21 protein-coding genes and 1 pseudogene are annotated in these 19,258 nt (G+C 54.3%); 18 read left to right on the top strand and 4 right to left on the bottom strand.

Annotated elements, in window-relative coordinates:
- Positions 1-7 precede the first annotated feature (7 nt).
- Positions 8-397: a DnaJ family domain-containing protein gene (locus H7F31_RS02405; RefSeq protein ID WP_187102854.1), complete on the bottom strand. Its 390-nt coding sequence runs from the start codon at positions 395-397 to the stop codon at positions 8-10.
- A 104-nt stretch (positions 398-501) separates the two neighbouring features.
- Here H7F31_RS02405 and H7F31_RS02400 point away from each other — a divergent pair, with 104 nt between their 5' ends.
- The 13 genes from H7F31_RS02400 (at position 502) to hxlB (ending at position 9,113) form a co-directional block, all read left to right on the top strand.
- Positions 502-825 (top strand): ArsR/SmtB family transcription factor, encoded by a 324-nt coding sequence (locus H7F31_RS02400; protein WP_187102853.1) that lies wholly within the window; start codon positions 502-504, stop codon positions 823-825.
- 17 nt (positions 826-842) lie between these two features.
- Entirely contained in the window at positions 843-1,325 is a 483-nt protein-coding gene (locus H7F31_RS02395) for an SRPBCC family protein (protein ID WP_187102852.1), read from the top strand.
- 368 nt (positions 1,326-1,693) lie between these two features.
- Positions 1,694-2,254 (top strand): riboflavin biosynthesis intermediates N-glycosidase, encoded by a 561-nt coding sequence (locus H7F31_RS02390; RefSeq protein WP_187102851.1) that lies wholly within the window; start codon positions 1,694-1,696, stop codon positions 2,252-2,254.
- Positions 2,254-3,072 carry a TIGR02452 family protein gene (locus H7F31_RS02385; RefSeq protein ID WP_187102850.1) on the top strand — a complete coding sequence of 273 codons (819 nt, stop codon included), beginning with the start codon at positions 2,254-2,256 and terminating at the stop codon, positions 3,070-3,072. The genes H7F31_RS02390 and H7F31_RS02385 overlap by 1 nt, the downstream gene beginning before the upstream one ends.
- A gap of 105 nt (positions 3,073-3,177) precedes the next feature.
- Entirely contained in the window at positions 3,178-3,519 is a 342-nt protein-coding gene (locus tag H7F31_RS02380) for a zinc ribbon domain-containing protein YjdM (protein WP_187102849.1), read from the top strand.
- 181 nt (positions 3,520-3,700) lie between these two features.
- Positions 3,701-4,231: a hypothetical protein gene (locus tag H7F31_RS02375; protein ID WP_187102848.1), complete on the top strand. Its 531-nt coding sequence runs from the start codon at positions 3,701-3,703 to the stop codon at positions 4,229-4,231.
- 26 nt (positions 4,232-4,257) lie between these two features.
- Positions 4,258-4,761, top strand: a complete 504-nt coding sequence (locus H7F31_RS02370) for a hypothetical protein (protein ID WP_187102847.1) — start codon at positions 4,258-4,260, stop codon at positions 4,759-4,761.
- A 380-nt stretch (positions 4,762-5,141) separates the two neighbouring features.
- Positions 5,142-5,966, top strand: coding sequence for a helix-turn-helix transcriptional regulator (locus tag H7F31_RS02365; RefSeq protein WP_187102846.1), 825 nt, complete (start codon positions 5,142-5,144; stop codon positions 5,964-5,966).
- Positions 5,967-6,079: 113 nt separating this feature from the next.
- A complete protein-coding gene (locus H7F31_RS02360; RefSeq protein WP_187102845.1) occupies positions 6,080-6,460 on the top strand; it encodes a VOC family protein in 381 nt (126 codons plus the stop codon).
- Positions 6,461-6,472: 12 nt separating this feature from the next.
- Positions 6,473-7,132 carry an AlkZ-related protein gene (locus H7F31_RS02355; RefSeq protein WP_187102844.1) on the top strand — a complete coding sequence of 220 codons (660 nt, stop codon included), beginning with the start codon at positions 6,473-6,475 and terminating at the stop codon, positions 7,130-7,132.
- 247 nt (positions 7,133-7,379) lie between these two features.
- On the top strand, positions 7,380-7,730 hold the full coding sequence (locus H7F31_RS02350; RefSeq protein WP_187102843.1) for a winged helix-turn-helix transcriptional regulator: 351 nt from the start codon (positions 7,380-7,382) through the stop codon (positions 7,728-7,730).
- Between the two features lie 184 nt (positions 7,731-7,914).
- On the top strand, positions 7,915-8,550 hold the full coding sequence (gene hxlA / locus H7F31_RS02345) for a 3-hexulose-6-phosphate synthase (RefSeq protein WP_087568114.1): 636 nt from the start codon (positions 7,915-7,917) through the stop codon (positions 8,548-8,550).
- 2 nt (positions 8,551-8,552) lie between these two features.
- Complete coding sequence (gene hxlB / locus H7F31_RS02340) at positions 8,553-9,113, top strand: 6-phospho-3-hexuloisomerase (RefSeq protein ID WP_187102842.1); 561 nt, start codon at positions 8,553-8,555, stop codon at positions 9,111-9,113.
- Positions 9,114-9,202: 89 nt separating this feature from the next.
- On the opposite strand, the gene H7F31_RS02335 is transcribed toward hxlB, so the two are convergent.
- The 3 genes from H7F31_RS02335 to H7F31_RS02325 all read right to left on the bottom strand — a co-directional run bounded on the left by H7F31_RS02335 (position 9,203) and on the right by H7F31_RS02325 (position 14,727).
- Positions 9,203-10,222, bottom strand: coding sequence for a bifunctional glycosyltransferase family 2/GtrA family protein (locus tag H7F31_RS02335; protein ID WP_187102841.1), 1,020 nt, complete (start codon positions 10,220-10,222; stop codon positions 9,203-9,205).
- A 13-nt stretch (positions 10,223-10,235) separates the two neighbouring features.
- Positions 10,236-11,213: a phosphodiester glycosidase family protein gene (locus H7F31_RS02330; protein WP_187105180.1), complete on the bottom strand. Its 978-nt coding sequence runs from the start codon at positions 11,211-11,213 to the stop codon at positions 10,236-10,238.
- A 376-nt stretch (positions 11,214-11,589) separates the two neighbouring features.
- Positions 11,590-14,727, bottom strand: coding sequence for an ATP-binding protein (locus H7F31_RS02325; protein WP_187102840.1), 3,138 nt, complete (start codon positions 14,725-14,727; stop codon positions 11,590-11,592).
- A 115-nt stretch (positions 14,728-14,842) separates the two neighbouring features.
- On the opposite strand from H7F31_RS02325, the gene H7F31_RS02320 reads away from it, so the two are divergent.
- The 5 genes and pseudogenes from H7F31_RS02320 to H7F31_RS02305 all read left to right on the top strand — a co-directional run bounded on the left by H7F31_RS02320 (position 14,843) and on the right by H7F31_RS02305 (position 18,597).
- Complete coding sequence (locus H7F31_RS02320; protein WP_187102839.1) at positions 14,843-16,402, top strand: tetratricopeptide repeat protein; 1,560 nt, start codon at positions 14,843-14,845, stop codon at positions 16,400-16,402.
- Between the two features lie 79 nt (positions 16,403-16,481).
- Positions 16,482-16,985 (top strand): MerR family transcriptional regulator, encoded by a 504-nt coding sequence (locus H7F31_RS02315; RefSeq protein WP_187102838.1) that lies wholly within the window; start codon positions 16,482-16,484, stop codon positions 16,983-16,985.
- Positions 16,985-17,410 (top strand): annotated as a pseudogene (locus tag H7F31_RS34115) (SRPBCC family protein); the annotation flags it as partial. The gene H7F31_RS02315 and the pseudogene H7F31_RS34115, both read left to right, overlap by 1 nt.
- Positions 17,390-17,878, top strand: coding sequence for an SRPBCC family protein (locus H7F31_RS34110; RefSeq protein WP_261800462.1), 489 nt, complete (start codon positions 17,390-17,392; stop codon positions 17,876-17,878). The pseudogene H7F31_RS34115 and the gene H7F31_RS34110, both read left to right, overlap by 21 nt.
- Positions 17,879-18,075: 197 nt before the next feature.
- Complete coding sequence (locus tag H7F31_RS02305) at positions 18,076-18,597, top strand: C40 family peptidase (RefSeq protein ID WP_187102836.1); 522 nt, start codon at positions 18,076-18,078, stop codon at positions 18,595-18,597.
- Positions 18,598-19,258: the final 661 nt, after the last annotated feature.

Raw genomic sequence — 19,258 nt, 5'->3', positions numbered from 1 at the left:
GTCCGAATCACGATTCGGACTCGTTCTCCGTCAATTTCTGCTGCACCTTGGTTTCGTATTCCGCGAAGGCGCCGGATGCCTGCCAGCCGCGCGCGGACATCAGCGATTGGTAGCGGAGCTTCTTCAGCGAAAGCTCCCGCTCGAGCTTTAAGCGCTCGCCGTCGTTTCGGCATGCGGCGAGCAGATCGCCGAGCGTCACCATTTCCTTGCGCAGCTGGATCTCTTCCGGCACGATGCCGGCATTCTTCAGCAGTCGGTAGCTGACCCGCAAGTCCTCGGGGACTCCTTCCATGTCGTCAGGCGGGAGCGGTTTGCCCGCGCCGGGAAGATTGTCGAACTCGCCTCGGCGAATAGCCTCCTTGATTTTCTCTTCCGCCATTAGGCGCAGAATATCCATGCTATCAGCTCCTTTCGTTCATTGTAGCACAGGAAGGAGGCGAGGCGAGTGGCACGCCAAACGCATAACTTGACGGAAATATAACCGAATAGTAATATGTTTGTATGAACAGCGACAAACTATTTGAAGTGTTGGCGGAGCCGCATAGGAGGACGATGCTGGATTTGATGCTCGTTCGTGAACGATCCGTCGGAGAGCTGGTGGAGCTGCTGCCCCTTAGCCAGCCGGGTATATCCAAGCATCTGAGAATATTGCGGGAAGCGGGGCTGGTTACGGCGAGGAAGGAAGCGAAGCAGCACATCTACCGGGTGAATCCAGGGCCGCTGCGGCAAGTCCATGATTGGTTTGCGCCATACCGGAGGTTCTGGAGCTACAAGCTGGACGAGCTGGAGATGGCGTTGGAGCAGGACGACAAGAAGCCGCTATAGCGAAGAGGAGGCAAACGATGTTAGCCGTTGTCAAACAAACCGAAGAAGGATACGAGGCCAGGTTCGAGCGCAAGCTGAAGCATCCCGTCGAGAAGGTATGGGCGTATCTGACCGAAAATGACAAGCTGAAGAAGTGGTTCTCGGAGCTGCAAGTCGAAGAACTCCGGGAGGGAAGCGTCATTAAGTTCGACATGGGGGATGGCACGTTCGAAGAGATGGCTATTCTGGAGATGAAGCGGCAGTCCGTGCTGGAATATACGTGGGGCGAGGATCGTGTGCGCTTCGAGCTCTACCCCGAAGAGGATGGCTGCCGTCTTCTCCTTATTGAGAAAATAACGAAGATTACGGATCACTCGCATCGTGATCTTGCAGGCTGGCATGTTTGTCTCGACGTCGTCGAAGCGTTGCTCGACGAGCGCGAGCACGAGCCTCGCAAAGAAGTCTGGGAGAAAAGACGCGCCGATTATGCCGGTATCATCGGCGAGCTGCCGCGCGAGTGAATAGCGGCACAAGATAGAACCCGTCAGCTGTAAGCCAAGCTGGCGGGTTTCGTTCTGATGACAATTGAATAAGGTTTCGAGCGATCAGAAATTGAAATTCGATTTAGCGATTAATACAACCATGAAACGCAGTCGCTCATTCTCGAAGAACTTCGATAGAAGTTTTTCTTATTGAAGCGTGCCAGTCGTCTATGGAAGGCCCCAGCTGGGACACTTGCCTATAATAATAAATGACCTTGTGCGTTGGAAATGATTTTGTTATATTTATATTATTAAAATGATAATATCAATTAAACATTATCAATCAATTATACCAACGCGGCGGCTTGTCTTGCAGGTCAACCCGGCTTTACAAGGGAGGGTTATTCTTGATTTATGATATCGAATCTTTGCGTCAATTAAGCTCGACGGGACGAAAGTTCGATTTTCTGTTCTTCTGGGGCCATACGCAGCAAGGGGAACAGGTCGATAAGAGTTGTTTGAGTCAATGGTGGAAGAGTCCATTCGTCATTGAAGGGATCAGGTACAGCTGCGCGGAGCAATACATGATGGCGGAGAAGGCGCGGTTATTCCATGACGAAGCCTCCCTTGCAGCCATTTTGCGCGCCGACAGTCCCAAGGCGATGAAGGAGCTTGGACGCAGGGTAAGCGGCTTCGACGGCCAGGTATGGGAGGATCGCAGCTACGGTATCGTCAAGCAAGCCAACGAAGCCAAGTTCTCTCAGCATCCGGAGCTGGGCTATTTTTTGAAAGCAACCGGAAAGCGCATTATCGTCGAAGCCAGTCCCTACGACCGAATCTGGGGAATCGGTTTAATGCAGGACGATCCCAAGGCAAAGGACCCCTTGCAGTGGAGGGGGACGAACTTGCTTGGATTTGCACTTATGGAGGTCCGAGACATTCTACTTGGACGAAAGGAGGAGGCGTAATGAATCGCAAAAAAATAGCCCAGGAAACGGTCGATATTCAGCAGCGTGGTTTCTACGAGCATGGGGGTCGGAAGATTGAGATAGCGGAAGCGCAGCAACGGTCTGAGAAAGGCAGTCGTCTGATTACGCCCGAGCAAGGTGCAGTTTTGGTACGCAATCTCCCGGTCTCGCCAGGGGGGGACAGCGCTCATTATGCCGTGGCTAATGAGGCGACGGTCAAGGCAACGAGTCAATTGGCGGTGTCGGCAACGGATAAAATCGGGGTGCTGAACTTTGCCAGCGCCAAGAATCCCGGAGGCGGGTTCTTGAACGGAGCCATGGCTCAAGAGGAAAGCCTTGCCGCATCCAGCGGCCTATACGGCACGTTGCTTCGGAACCAAGGCTACTATGAAGCTAACCGAGCCTGCAGCTCAATGATGTATACGGACCATGCCATCTATTCACCGGACGTGGTGTTCTTTCGAGACGAGAAATTTCAATTGGCGGAAACTCCCTTTCGGGCGTCTGTACTGACGCTGCCCGCCGTGAATTTCGGTCAAGTGCTGCTGAAGGGGGAGGACCCGGCGCAAGCGGAAGTTGCCATGAAGAATCGGATGCGATTAGCTTTGGCTATTTTCGCGGATATGGGAGACCAGCGTCTGGTATTGGGGGCGTTTGGCTGCGGAGTCTTCCGGAATGACCCGTGGAAGGTGGCCGGATGGTGGCGCGAGCTGCTTCTGGACGAAGGGCTAGTCGGGTTGTTCAAGGAGATTAAATTCGCGGTTCTGGATGCCCCGGAGGGCAAGTGCATTAGGGCATTCCAACAAATATTGGGTTGAAAGCGAGCTTTGATATGCGGTAGCATGGACAAAGGCGACTTGCCCATCAGAGAATGAACGGTTACGACATCTAATTAACTTAAATGAATGGAGAGTTTTTGAATTATGTCCACGCTACCCCATTGCCCACAGTGCGATTCGCCTTATACTTACGAGGACGGAAGCTTGCTTGTTTGTCCGGAATGCGCCCACGAATGGAACCCGAACGACGCAAACGGGAGCGGCGAAGAAGAGAAAATCGTGAAAGATTCGAACGGGAACGTGCTTAAGGATGGCGATTCCGTCACCGTCATTAAGGACCTGAAGGTCAAAGGCACATCGCTTGTCGTGAAGATCGGCACGAAGGTCAAGAACATTCGGCTCATTGACGGCGACCATGACATCGACTGCAAGATTGACGACTTCGGCGCAATGAAGCTGAAGTCGGAATTCGTCAAGAAGATCTAACATCCTGCTCCCTCAGCGAGCGTCATAGGACGGACGACATCGGACAAACGATGTCGTCCGTTTTGTCATGAGAGCGATTTTCCGCGATTTCGACAATCTTTCGGGAAAACTTACAAAAGTAAATAGGCAAAACGGTGGAAACGTAATAAAATAATGTCAAAAGCATGGAGGCGGCGTTTCTATGTACTATACTTTTTCCGTGAGCGCGAGCCACATGTACCACAGAAAATATTTGGACTTTCTGCTCAGTCATTACGAGGGGCTCGGAATGCCATATTCTTTCCCCGTATCGTTTAACTTTATAGCAAGCCCGCTGCTGATAGAGGATTCTCGGTGCATCCTCTGCCTCGACGACGACGGAGAAGCCGTAGGCGCTTTAGGCTACATTCGCGGGACCGGAGAAGGCGATTACGAGGATCGCCATATCTTGCAGCTGCAGGTTGCTTATTTGGTAGAGGAATGCCGGAGAACGCCGGTTTTTTTGCGAGGTTTGCAGTTTCTAACGGAGTATCTCGAAGAAGAGACGGAAGAGGTTGCGGAGCTTGTTTTCTGGACGAAGCAGGATGCCTATTTGGCACGACTGTTCGGGAAGTTCGCGGAGAGGACAAGCGTATCGGGCACGGCTGCCGGCGATTTGTACGCCTATCGGGTCACCTTGGCACAACTAAAGGCATATGTCGGTCGGTTCGCGTCCCGGTCGATCGATTCTTGATCTTGCAACCAAATGGAGGAAATAGCATGTCAAAGCGGCTGTACGCGAAAAACTGCGAGACGGACTCCGATTATGCGCGATTCGCGAAGTTCTACATCGCCGAGAGCTATCAGTTCGATCGGCAGCTTTCTCTGCTGGAGACAATCGAGCATCTCATGACGACGCTTCAAGACAGCCGCTTTATGCTGTACGAGAACGAACAGGGCGAGCTCGCGGCCTACCTTCAATACCGCTACGAGAGTGATGGAGAAACGGTTTTTATCGAGTCCGCGATATTGGCCGAACCTTATCGAAGCAGTTGGATCTTCTATCGCGGGTTCGGGGATTGGGTCAGGAAGGTAGAGAACGATAATCGCGGGGTTCGATTGGTGCGATTTTATGTGCTTGCCAATCAAACGTATCTGAATCGGCTCTATGCCAAATTTGCGAAGTACGTCGGGGAACGCGAAGGCGGCACCGGTCGAGAGGTCGTCTACGAGACGGCGTTTGCCGATCTTTGGGCCTATCTGAAGGCAGGGGAACGGAAGTAAATCCATATTGCCGGAAAAGCATGAATCTCGAAAGGGGGTGAAATCCATGGTCGTTATGCCTCCGAGCATTGACAAAAAAAGCGGTAGCAAACTAGGCAGAATCAGCCTGAAAGAAGCGCTGAAAGCGAGCGAGCAAGTTAGAACTTCCGCCGCCGCCGCAAAGTAATTTCTTGCGCAGACCGCCGCTTCTGCAAGGGAGCGCAAAGCCTGTCCGAACATTCGGACGGGTTTTTGGCGTGGGGCGGCCCGGAGGTGTAAGCGTAGGCCCAATTCCCCGCGATGCATTGGCGCATAGAGGGTTCTGCCTGACGTTTCCTTGCATGGCGACACTATGTTACGCTAGTAACGACGATTCTAAAAAGCAGGGAGGCCTCCGCTGCATGTCAAACCTATTCCGCCCCGTACAGTCGCCGACTTTGCAAAGCGAGCGGCAGCATTCCGGCTACAGCTACAGGGAATACGCGCCGAGCGCTTTCTTGGCGCCCTATGTGGCTTGTTATTGGACGGTGGATTTCGACGCGCGATCGGGGAGCCAACCGCACCGGATTATTCCCGACGGCTGCGTCGATATTATCGTGGATCGCAGGGCGACCTCCGCCAGCCATGCCGCCTTCGTCACGGGTCTGATGACGAACTGCCTCGTTATTGATCTCGCCTCGGAGCAATCCTCCTTTGGCATTCGCATGTATACGGAGTCCGCTCGTTCCATTCTTCGCGTTCCGGTCTCGGATTTTGCCTCGGAGCGGGTGTATCTGTACGACATGTGGGGAGCCGAGGGTCTTTTTCTGTCGGAGGAACTGCTGTACGCCAAGGATGTATCGCAGCTGATCGAACTTGCAGAAAGCCGGCTTTCGGGACTGCTTTCTCGCCTGGATGTCCCAATGCCCGGCTTGCTTTATAACGGGTTAAACTATATGTACGACTACAAAGGCATATTGTCCCCTGCCCAGCTTGCGGACAAGCTGGGCTTCAGCGAACGCCATATGCGTAGGGTTTTCGAACGGGAGATTGGCGTCGGTCCGAAGGAGATGCTTGGCATTATCCGGTTCCAGAGCATGCTGCGGGAGATTTATGGGGGTGCTGGAGCCAGGATGAGCTACGCCGATCTTGCAGTGAAATACGGTTATTACGACCAGTCCCATCTCATCAAGACGTTCAAACGATATTACGGGTTACCGCCGGGGCAAGTGTGGGCGAAGGAATGAACATGTCCGTTTTTTCCTATTATGCCGGCTGGAATTGAGGTATGATCGGTGTAGAACTGGCGACAATGATTATGCGTCAGTAATACAGAATGCAGCGAAAGGGGAATGAACGGATGGGCATTCGATTGGATATGGTAGGCATCGTGACGAAGGATATGGGCAGGGCGCTTGCCTTCTACCGATTGCTGGGCCTCAGCATCCCGGAGAACAAGGATAACGACATGCATGTAGAGGTCGAGGCGCAGGGCGGCGTCCGCTTGGCGTTCGACAAACAAGAGATGATAGCGGATATCTATGGCGGTTGGACAGAGCCCGCGGGCCATCGTATCGAGCTCGCATTTCTTTGCGGGAACGCGCAAGAGGTGGACGAGCTGTATCAACGAATTGTGGAGAGCGGTTACGGCGGACATCGCGAGCCGTGGGATGCGGTATGGGGACAACGTTATGCCATCGTTCAGGACCCGGACGGCAATTTGATCAGTCTGTTTGCATAGGGGCGCTCAGAGATGAAGATAACGGAATATGAGGAATTCGTGCAGCTAGTAAAAAAATATAAGATATTTCCTTTCGCGGAGCTGGCTCCCGAGCATCCGGCGCTGACCGTCGTTACCGAAGACAGCGCCTGGCATACGGAACAGGCTACCGATCCCTGGCTTTGGCGCATTCGGATCGCTCAGGAAGGCGTGGCCGCATACGGCAGGTTCTTCGGGACAAAAGCTTCGTTTATCGACAGCGCCTTGTATCCCGCGGTCAGGACGATTTTGACCGGCAACCAGTCCGTCCGCGATCTCTTCGAAGCCGGCTCCATGTCGCGGGCCGCTCATCGGATCTACGGGATTTTGAGCGAGCAAGGCAATACGGATTCCCGTCACTTGCGGAAGGAATCGGGACTCGATGCCAAAGAGGATAAGAAGGAGTACGACAAGGCGCTGAACGAGCTTCAAAGTGGCGGCTACATCGTCATTACCGGCTCGGCCAAGCAGAAGGAGAGCTGGAGCAGCATGTGTTACCAGACTTCGGACTCGTGGATACGATCGGTTCTCGGCGATGTCAGGCAGCTGTCGGTGGAAGAAGCGAAGGCAGAGGTGGGCCAAGCGATCGGTCCAGTCTGCTCCGAGAAGGCTTTTGCGTATTTTGCGAAGAAGCTGGGGTTGGCGACGCGATAGGGCAAGAGCAAATCAATCGAAACGGGCAGTTCCGCACGGTCGACTCATCGGCCTGCGGACTGTCCGTTGTTATTCTATTGCCTAGGGGCGACTTGCCATCGTGTACTGCGCTAGCTTCGGGATCTGTCTGCGGGCTGTTGTGATTGCGGGAAGAGTCGGCTATCATGGAAGGACGATTCTGGCAAACAGGCTGCCTATCGTCGCTTGGCGGCGATAGCTTGCGACGAACGGTGGAAGGAGCGACATTATGGGCGATCAGTTGTTTAAGGGCTCCGTGGAGACGACGCTAAAGGTGATCGGAGGCAAATGGAAGCTGGTCATATTATGCCATCTGATGGACGGCGCCAGGCGATTCGGCGAATTAAGGCGGGGCATGCCGGACATTACTCAGAAGATGTTGACCCAGCAACTCCGCGAATTGGAGGAAGACGGCATTATTCATCGGGAGGTCTTTATGCAGGTGCCTCCGAAGGTCGAATATTCTTTGACCCCATACGGAGGGACGATGGGGGAGGTGCTTCATCTGCTGGCCGACTGGGGGCTGAAGCATCAAGAACGGGTGGACAAGGAAGCTTCGCCAACCTCGAGCGATCATTGATAAGCAATGAAACGCGCTGCCCTGCCAGAGGAAAGCAACGGCCATTCCACCTTGATTGACGCTGTTGGTATACAATTGGGAACTATGTCACCGAATAGTGCGTACTGTTCAAGTCTTCCCCGTCGTCATACAATAAGTTGCGTGTTCCACACTTATTAAGATAAACGCGAGGAGTGACTTGTACATGGAATTGCAATTGGCATTGGATCTGGTCGATATTCCGCAGGCCAAACAACTGGTGAAGGAAGTCGAAGCCTATATAGATATCGTGGAGATCGGCACGCCCGTCGTCATTAACGAGGGGTTGCGCGCGGTGAAGGAAATCAAGGAGGCGTTCCCTCATCTGAGAGTGCTCGCCGATCTGAAGGTCATGGATGCAGCGGGCTATGAAGTGATGAAGGCTTCGGAGGCGGGAGCCGACATCGTGACCGTGCTTGGCGCATCCGAAGATATGACGATCAAGGGCGCAGTCGAAGAAGCGCGCAAGCAAGGCAAACAAATTCTGGTGGACATGATCGCGGTTAAGGATCTCGCGGGCCGTGCCCGGGAAGTGGATGCGCTCGGCGTCGACTACATCTGCGTGCATACGGGATATGATCTCCAAGCCGTGGGTCAAAATTCGTTCGCGGATCTGCTCACCATCAAATCCGCCGTTAAACATGCCAAAACGGCGATCGCCGGGGGCATCAAATTAAGCACGCTTCCCGAAGTCATCAAAGCGAACCCGGATCTCGTCATCGTCGGCGGCGGTATTACCGGACAAGCGGATAAGCAGGCAGCCGCGGCGGAGATGCGCCAGCTCATCGAGCAAGGAGCCTAACCGTGGCCTCCAAGAAGGCGTACGCCGTCGAAATCATCGAAGAGCTGCGGCTTGCCGCGGCACAGCTCGATGGCGGGCAAGAGGAGCGGCTTGCCGAAGCGATTCTGGCGTCGCGCCGCGTGTTCTTGGCCGGCGCGGGCCGCTCCGGCTTGATGGCCAAAGCATTCGCGATGCGTCTCATGCATCTGGGCATAGACGCTTACGTCGTGGGAGAGACGATCACTCCGGGAATTTCGGAAGGCGACGTGCTAATTATCGGGTCGGGCTCCGGCGAGACCCGCACTCTCGTCGCCATGGCGGAGAAGGCGAAGCAGCTGCGGGCTTCCGTAGCGGCGCTGACGCTGGCTCCGGATTCCCCGATCGGATGTCTGGCGGACCTGGTTATCAAGCTGCCCGGTGTGTCCAAGGAAAAGTCGGGCGATGATCGCGTCACCAGGCAACCCATGGGCTCGCTGTTCGAGCAGACGTTGCTGATTCAGTTCGACGCGGTGATTTTGAGGCTTATGGAGAAGCTGGCGCAAGGCACCGGTGCGATGTTCAGGCAGCACGCTAATTTGGAATAGACAAAACAGCGGCAATTCAATTTCCGCGCGCACGAAGAAAGGCGAGGACGTCCAAGGGATGTCCTCGCCTTTCTTGCTATATAGGAGCGTTATTCATACACGAACTTGCGCTGCGCCCAATAACTCAGCGCGAACAAGGATACTTCTGTGACAAGCTTGGCTGCTACGAGCGAGATGCCGACATTCTCGTGGAGCAAGTGGAGCATGCCATAGTTGAGGGCGATTATGACCGCAGCCAGCGTATAGTAACGGGGCATGGACTTCCGCATGGCCGCTGCATGGCCTGAGCTGCTGGAGAACACAAATCGTCGATTGATCGCATAATTGATCAGAGAGCTGAACACGCGGGCGCCTACCACGGAGAAAAGCAGATTACCGGTCAGCCACTGCAACAGAAGCAGCAAGGCAAAATCCAGGACGGCAGCGAGACCGGACGATGCGCAGAACCTTAAGAACGGCATGTAGACGCGAACGGAGTCGGCGATCGGGCGGAAGTGCGATGATTTATTTTCATCCAGATAGACGGTGTCGATGGGCATCTCCACTAGCTCGTAGCCTGCGCCTGGTGCTTCCAGAAGCATGTTCATTTCGTATTCGAATCGGTCTCCGGGCAATTGGCATAGCCAGTCCAGCAGATCCGGCGAATATCCTCTCAGTCCGGTCTGCGTATCCTGGATGGGCTGGCCGGTCGCCAGCTTAAACACCATGCGGGTAGCTGTATTGCCAATGCGGCTGCGCAGCGGGACTTTGCCCGTAAATTGTCTGCTGCCCAGCACGATATGCCCTCGCCGATCGCGGATCGCCGCCGCGACTCTCATTATGTCGCCTGGCAGATGCTGGCCGTCGCTGTCTGCGCAAACGACGGCGTCGCCATCGCCTAGCTGCCTCACGTAGTCGAAGCCGGTCTTAAGTGCACAGCCCTTGCCCTGGTTGCTCCGATGTGTCAGAACTGTGCAGCCGACTGCCGATGCGGAGTCAAAGATATTTTTGTATGCCTCGCCGCTGCCGTCGTCCACGATCAGGATGTCGTCCTCGCTAACTTGCTTGAGCTTGCGAACAAGGGCGATCAGCCGCTCGTCAGGCTCGTAAGAGGGGATGAGTATGGTCATGATGGCTGCCTCCTTATACGGACTTCGGAATATAGATAATGTCGCTGACGCCGCGTTCATTGCCCCTGCCGAGCGGATCATTGACAACCCTGCCCATAAAATACATCGTCGAAGAACCCCCGCCATCCAGGTTGTACGCCTCGACCGCGCCGAGATCTTGGAATAGTTCAGCGAACTCTGTCAACGTCATGCCGCGGCTCTCGGAGCTGCGTCCGTCGACCACGACGAACAGAAAGCGGTTCGGTGCGACCATACCGATGCCCGTACGAGGATTGGCGGCCTGAATGGAGCGGTTGCCGAAGTTTTTGTCGATCTTCACGCTGGAGAAGTCGCCAGCAATCTCTCCTTCCGTCACGAGAGCCGGCCCGAAGGAGAACGTGTCGGTGACCCCCGCCTCCAGTAGGGCGTCAGAAGAGATCGCTTCTTCGGCGTAGGCTTGCAGCGATCCATCACTGTATAGCGCCAGACCTTCGCGAGCGGGTTCGTCGCGAAACAAGGTCCCGTTGCGGATAATGACACCATCGCTACGGAAGCCGTAATAGTCGCCGTTAATCGCGAATATGGCGTTGTTGTTCTCCGCGATCGTCGACGTGTCCTCTATGATGTTGGTGCCGAAGGCGTTCTTGGCGAAGGCGGTGTCGAGATTGGCCTCGTCTTGGAAGGTGACATCCGCCACGTAGTAGGTGATTTTATCTTCGCCGGAGCCGGTCTGCACCTTCTCGATCTGGATGGTCTGAGTCTCGTCTTCGTAGCTCCAGTCATCCCAATGCGCCGTGGTCTGCTTTTCCTCGTCATTCGAGAGCTCTGCAGCGTCTGATGTGCTTTCAGTGTCTGAGCCCTGGCTTGTGCCCGCGCTCGGGATCTGCGTACTCGGTTCGACAATGACCTCGAAGTGCTCGATGAGATAGCGATCCGCCAGCCGGTACACGATGAAAGCGACGGTCAAGAGCACGATGGCTATAAGAGTAATGATCATGGTTTGTTTGCGCATACGTATCAAGGCAATCACTCCTCCTGCGGGATACTAGACCCTTATCTTAAAGCGGCGACCTTGAATGAATCTTAAATGGGGGACTGGTGCTGGCCTATGTCATGCACCGAAGCGCGCGATAAGCGGAAAGCGGGGGATTGGCGGGAGTTACCAGGTGCCGGTTGGAGATCAGTGGATGCGTGTGTCTGGCGTTGGCCCGTGTCAGGTTACATATAACGGGAAAGGGAGAATCCGGCGGCGGATTCTCCCTTTTGCGATAGCCTATTCTGTGGCCGGCTGCAGCAGCCATGGCTCCTGACACTAAAACTGGCCATTACCCGCGATATGGCTATAGCGAGCTATAGTCGCTCGCTAGCCCTGGCGCGCGGTCCGCTTACTAACGCTCGGTAAACGGGACGAAAAACGATACGGTTGTGCCTTTCCCGGGCTGGCTTGAAATGGACAAGCCGCGGCCGTACAGCTGCAGCAACCGTCGGTTCGTGTTGGCAAGGCCAATACCGCCCTGACGATTCATCCCCTTGTTTAACAATCGGAAAGCCGCTTCCTGCTCCATGCCTTTGCCGTCATCCTGCACTTCGATCCAGGCTCCGGCTTCGGTAGATTCGATATAAAGGCGGAGTGTCCCGCCGCTGTCCTGGCTCATAATGCCATGTTTGACGGCGTTTTCGATCAGCGGCTGAATAGACAGGGGAGGAATGGACAAATGGATGGATTCGTCGACCTCCCATTCGACAATCAAACGATCCCCGAACCGTACCTTCTCGATATACAGATAGGCCTGCACAAGCTCCAACTCGTGTGTTAAATGGACCAGCTCATTCGTATTGATAAAGTTGTAGCTGATGCGCAGGTAAGAGGCGAACATACTGCCGAGCTCCTGCATCTTGTCCGTGTCGATGGCGCCGAGCGCCATGATGGAATTCAACGCGTTTAGCAGAAAATGCGGATGAATCTGGGCCTGCAGATAAGCAGCCTCGATCCGCAGCCGCTCGTTAACGGAGCGCTTTTGCTCGATAAGAGTCCGTATGCGGTATTTCAGCTCCATGCCGTCGACGGGCTTGGTCACATAATCGTTGGCGCCGGCCAGGAAGCCGGCATAGATATCCGCAGGCTGGCTGCTCGCCGTAAGCAGCAAGATGGGCAACTCGGAGAGACTGTAATGCTCGCGAACGGCTTGAGCCAGCTCATAGCCGGACATAACAGGCATCATGACATCGGCAATCAGCAGATCCCATGGTGCGGTTCGAATGTGCTCCAACGCTTCTCCCGCGCTGTTGGCCGTCGTTATCGTGTAAAGCTCCGTTGACAAAATGCCGGCAAGCACGCTGAGATTGACGGGATCGTCGTCCACGGCGATGATACGGATGGTGGTGCCATCGCTCAGCAACGGCGGAAAGTCGGAGGGCGCCTCCGCACTGTCAAGATCTGGACTCAATAAGTCAATGCTTTCTTTGGGCAGGGGAGCTGTGCCAGGATCCTGTTCCAATGAAGCGGCGGCTTCGGGGACGTGGCTGGAATCGCCCTGCGCAGTCTTTAGCGCGAAGCTGAACACGGAACCCTGCCCGAGCACGGAGCGTACGGTCAACTCTCCGCCATGAAGCTCGACGAGCTGCTTGCAGATGCTGAGGCCCAGACCGATGCCCCTTCCATCCTGACGACCGTAAGTACCTTGCTCGTAGGGGAGGAAAATGCGGGACAATGTATCTTCGTCCATGCCGACGCCGGTATCCGTAACGGCGATAACAATTTTGCCGCCGCGATGTTTGGCGGATAACGATATCGTCCCCGACTCCGTATATTTCAACGCGTTATGCAGCAGATTGTACAGCACTTGGACGAGCCTCTGTTCGTCCGCCCAAGCCGGAGGCAAGGACTCGGGCATATCGATCGTAATCGTGACGGGCCTGCCTCGCGTCAAGTATCGCAACATGCCGACGACGCCAGGAGCGATCGATTGTATGGGGACGGCTCGTTGTTGCAGCATGATGCGATGCTCTTGCAGCCGGACGACGTCGAGCAGATCGCCAAGCGTATGAGACATTCGCTTGCTAATCGTGACGAGCAGCTCCATATCCCTCAGACTGCCCTCATCAAGCTTTTCCCTCTCCTTGGCGACAACGGTCTCCGCAATATTGATAATGCCATGCAACGGCGTTCGGAGCTCATGCGAAGTATTGGCAAGGAACTGATCCTTGAGTTTGTCCGCAATGCGGAATTGTTCGTTGAGCATGGCGTTGTTCTTGGCATGACGGAAGTACTTCTTGAACCAATAAGCCGAGAAGCCGATCAGCGAAGCCAGTATATCGAGAGGATAGTAGACCGTCGTCACATCGTAGCTGGATTCCATTATACTCCAGGAAATATTGGAGGTAATGCCGGCTGCGGTCAATAGCAGAAAGACGACGTCGCGGTCTCCACCTTTCTGGAACAAGAGCTTGCCTGTCGTAAAGAGGAACCAGAAGAAGGAGAAAAGATACAAGCCCATAAAACCATACAGATCGTGGAAGCTATATGTCCACGAAGCCGGAGCCGCAAGCAAGACGCAGGTGACAGCGGCGATCAAGGCGACATAACGGCGCAGCCAAGGGCTCCCGGCGGGGGCGGGGGCGTACCTTCGGAATACGAGCAAAATAAACACATTCTGCCAAAGCAGTGAGATAATCCGCAGCTTAAAGCCCAGGGCATAGTCGATCGGCAGCCAGAGCAGCATAAGGTTGTCCTGACCGGTCGTAATGGCAATCGCAACTGTCATCGTCAGCATCCCAAGCGAAAGCAAGGTGCGTTCCTCTCGGTTAAAGGCGTATAAAATAAAACCAAGGGTGCCGTACAGCACCAGAACGACGAATGTGACAAGCTGGAAGCCGATAGAGTACCAGCGGATCATGTCGACCGCGGCGGCGGAGCCGAATCGAATGGAGCGGGTAATGCCCCCGTTAAACGGCTCGTCATAGTTGGCGATTCGAATCAAGATATTCAGCTCGGTCGTACCGGTGGTGTAGTAGGAAGCCGTATAAGAAATGCTCTTCGGCTCGTAATTATTTTTGCTGTCGGTAACAGTGCCTATTGGCCCCTCGGAGAAGCCGTTGATCTCGACCTCGGAAGCTGCCTGGATGTTCTTTAGCCACATGGTGATGGGACGATTCAAGGGATCGATCAGCACGCGCAGGCGATAGGTTCCATAGCCGTACGAGTTGTCGGAATTGGGCGCCAGAGCGTCCTTCCAATCTCCAGGAACCTGAACCATGACGGAGGAATGCTCCGCGTTCCCGCTCGCAAAGTCTTCATGATAAAGAAATTGGTGGGGATAGAACTCCCACTGGCCGTTTAAAAAAAAGGCGGGAGAGTCGGACAGATCGATGCCGCGCATGTCGAGCTCCCCGTCGACGACGGGGCGGGGCAGCTCTTCGGTATGGAACAGCTCGGACCAGGCCCAGCGAAGTCCGATGAGCGCGCTGAACAGGACAGCTAATATAATAATATATTTGAAGGTTGTCGTTGGTCGTATTTTCATCATCTCTCCTTATTCGACATGAATCGCGTATTGTCCTGTAGGAGATATATTCGTGCTGGAGGGCAAAAAAAGGTATGATGACAAGGGGAAACCATAAGAGAGCGGGGGCAACATAGTTATGAGCGTTACGAACGAACGGAGATACCGGTTCAGCGAGGCGCCGATCTGGGAGATTCAGCGGCAATATTACGAAGAGGCGGGGATGACGGCTTGGCATAACGACCAGGTTCCTCAATACATAACCAGCAATCCGATGATCGGCGGCGCATATGCGGAGATGATCTTCGGTCTGTTGATGGACCGGGCAACGCAAGGCCTCGCAGAAGAGCCCGTATGCATCGTGGAGGTGGGCGCAGGCGTGGGTAGGCTTGCTTGCCATGTGCTGCACGAGCTGCGCGCGCTTATTCAATATGCGGATATCCCGCTGCCGCCATTTCGTTATTGGATGACGGATCTGGCGATGAGCAACGTGCTTGCGTGGAAGGAACATCCTGCCTTGCAACCGTTTCTGGAGGACGGCACGCTTGATGTGGCCCGGTTCGATGCTGTCCAGGACACGGAGCTTCATCTGCTGGTGTCTGGTGAGACAATCGTCGCCGGCGCATTGAAGCAGCCCCTTGTCATCGTGGCGAATTACTTCTTCGATGGCATCCCTCAGGAACTGCTCTATATGGGAGACGGCCGCGTCTACGAGACCGACGTGTTTATCCGTTCTGCCCAGCGTGGAGAAAACGAGGGAGAAGAGGCGGCGGCGAAGCTCGACCGGCTGTCGCTGCGTTACGAGCATCGTCCGGCGCCCGAATACGAGCGGGAAGACTATTTCTATCGCGACTTAATTGCTTTCTACCAGGAGGAATTGGACGAGTCCCATCTGCTGTTCCCATCCTCGGGCTTCGTTTGCCTGGAGCGATTACACGCATTGTCCACGGCAGGCTCTGCATTAATCACGGCCGATAAGGGCGACCATAGAATCGACAATTGGAGGAACGCTCCGCCTCCGGAGCTGATCCGTCACGGTGGGTTTTCTTTTACGGCCAATTATCACGCCTTTCAATACGTGTTCGAGCGGCAAGGAGCGCTTGCGTTATTTCCTCCGCAGCATTACAAGAATATTAACGTAGGCTGTATTCTTCGTTTGGAGCGGCCGGAGGCCTGCGTCCATACTCGCCTTGCGTATCGTCGCGTTATCGAGCGGTTCGGGCCGGATGAATTCTATAGCCTAAAGGAGTGGCTGGACGGCCACTTGGATACGATGGGCCTTCAGCAATTTCTTGGCTTCTGGCGGCTTGGCGGATACGACGCGGAGTTTTTCGCTCAAAGCGCGAGACGGATCTCCGAGCTGCTGCCGGATGCGTATGAGGATGAGCTGGACGATATAACAAGGGGTATCGAGCTGATGTGGTCCTCTTATTATGTCATGGAGCAGAAATATGATCTGGCGCTGGATGCCGGTCTGATTTTGTTCGAGATGGATCGCTACAAGGAAGCGAAAACATTTCTTGAGGCTTCTGTCGAGGCCGAGAAGGACGAGGTTGTCTCGACTGTCTATTATTGTCTGGCGATTTGCTGCTTCGAGCAGGAGCAGGAAGAGGAAGCCGTGCGTTATTTGAAGCTGCTGCTGGAGCTGGAGCCGGATCACGAGGAAGCATCGGCGTTGCTTCAAGAATTTGAAAAATAGAGGCTTGCACCTTACGTAACGTAAGGTTTTATAATAGGCTTACCGGCAGCAAGCCGGCGCCGGTGAGTGGGGATGAGCCATGAAGAAGCAGTGGAAGGTCGGCGATCTGGCTAAGCTGACGGGGTTAACTGTGCGTACGCTGCGATTCTACGACGGAATCGGACTGTTTTCTCCATCCTCGCAGACAGATTCGGGTCATAGGCTGTACAGCGAGGAGGACGTGACGCGTCTTTACCAGATTGTGTCGCTGAAGGAGCTCGGCCTGTCGCTGGAGGAAGTGAAGGCGGCGATGTCCGGCAGCGGCATGAAGCCTCTGGACGTGGTGAATCTGCAAATTAATCGGGTGCAAGAAGACATCCGGCGGCAGGAGAAGATGCTTGGCCAGCTCCGCTACGTGGCGAAGCTGCTGCAAGGCAAGAAGCAGGTATCGGCGGATGAATTCACCGGCTTGCTGCAGACGATGAAGGCGGAGTATGACAAACCGATCATGGATCGGCAGAACAAATGGGAGGGGCAGCTGAATCTGTTGGGCGCACTGCTGGCCCGAAGGGGCGGAATGCCTGGCTCTAAGGAGGAATCGTAATGAGCGAACGTTTTGTCAAGCATGGCACTTTTGTAGTTGAACGGACTTACCCTGCGACGCGGGATGGGGTGTACCAGGCATGGGCCGACCTGGATGCTAAAGTGAAGTGGTTCTCGAAGCCGGATATTTTCGAATTCCGCATCGGTGGACGAGAGTATAGCAGTGGCGAAATAGCGGAGGGCGGACCTCTCTTCGTGTACGACGCCGTCTATCAGGATATTGTGCCGAACGAGCGGATTATCTATACCTACAGCATGGACATGGGCGATGTTCGCATCTCGACCTCCATTACAACGATCGAGCTGCTGGATGTCGAAGAGGGCACAAGGCTGATATTCACGGAGCAAGGCGCGTTCCTCGACGGGCATGATACGGTGGAGATTCGGGAGCATGGCACGGGCGAAATGTTGGACGCGCTCGGGCGCTCCTTGACGGAGCCGGCTGCAGCGGATGATGGTCTAGAACTAACGACATCCCGGATTTATGATGTGCCTCGCGAGCTGGCATTCGCGGCATGGACGACGCCCGACCAACTGGCCGAGTGGTGGGGACCGGAAGGCTTTACCAATACGTTCCACGAAATCGACTTTAGTCCTGGCGGCGTGTGGCGCCTCACTATGCACGGGCCCGATGGGACGGACTATCCTAACCGAAATACGTTCATCGAAATAGTGCCGAACGAGCGGATCGTGCTGGAGCATGCCGAGGCGCCTGCGTTCCAGGTCACGGCCTTGTTCGAAGATGCGGAAGGCGGCACGCGGGTAACGTTTCGTCAATGCTTTCGGCATGCGGAAGAGCTTGAGCCCATCCGGATTATGTGCGAGAGAAGCAATGAGCAGAACCTGGATCGTCTGGGCAAGGTGCTGGAGAACGCCAAGCGACTTAGCTTGTAATTTCAGGGCGGCTTAATTGCGTGAAAAAGTGTTAAAAACAAGAGACTGATTCTATCGGTCTCTTGTTTGCCGTTGGAAATAATCTCCCCCATGTGCAGGTATTGTCTAATGAGAAACCACTAAGAAACCACTTGTGCCCAGTTATGCATGCTATACTCCGGATGTAGCAAATCAGACATCAGGAGGTATATCATCCTATGACAAACCAAAACCACTGGTTCAAGAAGACGGTTATCGCAACGGCAGTATGCGCAACTCTCGTGTCGGGTCACGCGGCCTTCGGCACTTCCCATATCGGACAAGCTGAGGCGGCCACAGCTTCGGCAACTTCGGCTTCCGCCAAGGCAAACGGCATTATCGCAGCTGCCAAGTCGCTGCAAGGCAAGGTCAAGTACAAATACGGTGTAAATAATCCAAGCAAGCTCTACTTCGACTGCTCCTCGTTCACCAAGTACGTGTTCGGCAAATACGGCGTAAGTCTCAAGTGGGGAACGGCTTCCCAGAAGTATGCGGGCAAATACGTATCCAAGAGCAATCTGCAAAAGGGCGATCTGATCTTCTTCAATAACGGCAAGTCGTCCGCGGTCAGCCATGTCGGCATCTACATCGGCAACGGACAATTCATTCACAACACGATCAGCAGCACCTTCAACGGCGTTCGCATTAATAAGCTGAGCGATTACTCGAAACGTTATTCCACGGCAAGAAGAGTCCTGTAGTCTTTCCCGTCATATCCAATGAGCATGCATCAAATAGACAAGAATTGAAGCCCTTGCGGCCGGTTATCCGGTTGTAAGGGTTTTCTCAACATTATAAAATTTTCGAGGCGGTATGTCTTCCGCCTTGTTTTTGTTTTTGGTATGGTAAAAGTATATGGAACTTAACATTTTGAAACGCATTTTCTTTGATGAACAAGGACATTGGGAGCGATTCGAAGAAAGCATAAAGGGGAGTTACGCCCCAATGTCTTGAAGAAAGTCGAGAAATTCCGGAATTGCGGAACGTAGCCAATGGGTTTAAGCTGTTGGTGTGCGAAGGATGCCGCGACCTGCGGCTTTTTCCGTATCACTGCAAAGGAAGATTCTGAAGGCATCGATCTAAAGCTCGCCGACTGTCTGCTTTTCAAGATTTAAGTCGGCGTCGTCGATCTAAAGCTCGCCGACTGTCTGCTTTTCAAGATTTAAGTCGGCGTCGTCGATCTAAAGCTCGCCGACCGGCTGCTTTTTAAGATTTAAGTCGGCAGCATCGATCTAAAACTCGCCGACTGTCTGCTTTCAAGATTTAAGTCGGCGTCGTCGATCTAAAACTCGCCGACTGGCTGCCTTTCAAGATTTAAGTCGGCGGCATCGATCTAAAGTTGGCCGACTGGCTGCCTTTCAA

Source organism: Paenibacillus sp. PAMC21692 (assembly GCF_014303795.1).
Taxonomy (GTDB): domain Bacteria; phylum Bacillota; class Bacilli; order Paenibacillales; family Paenibacillaceae; genus Pristimantibacillus; species Pristimantibacillus agaridevorans.
Note: the sequence above shows the minus strand (reverse complement) of the source record. Positions and strands in the feature narration are given on the sequence as shown.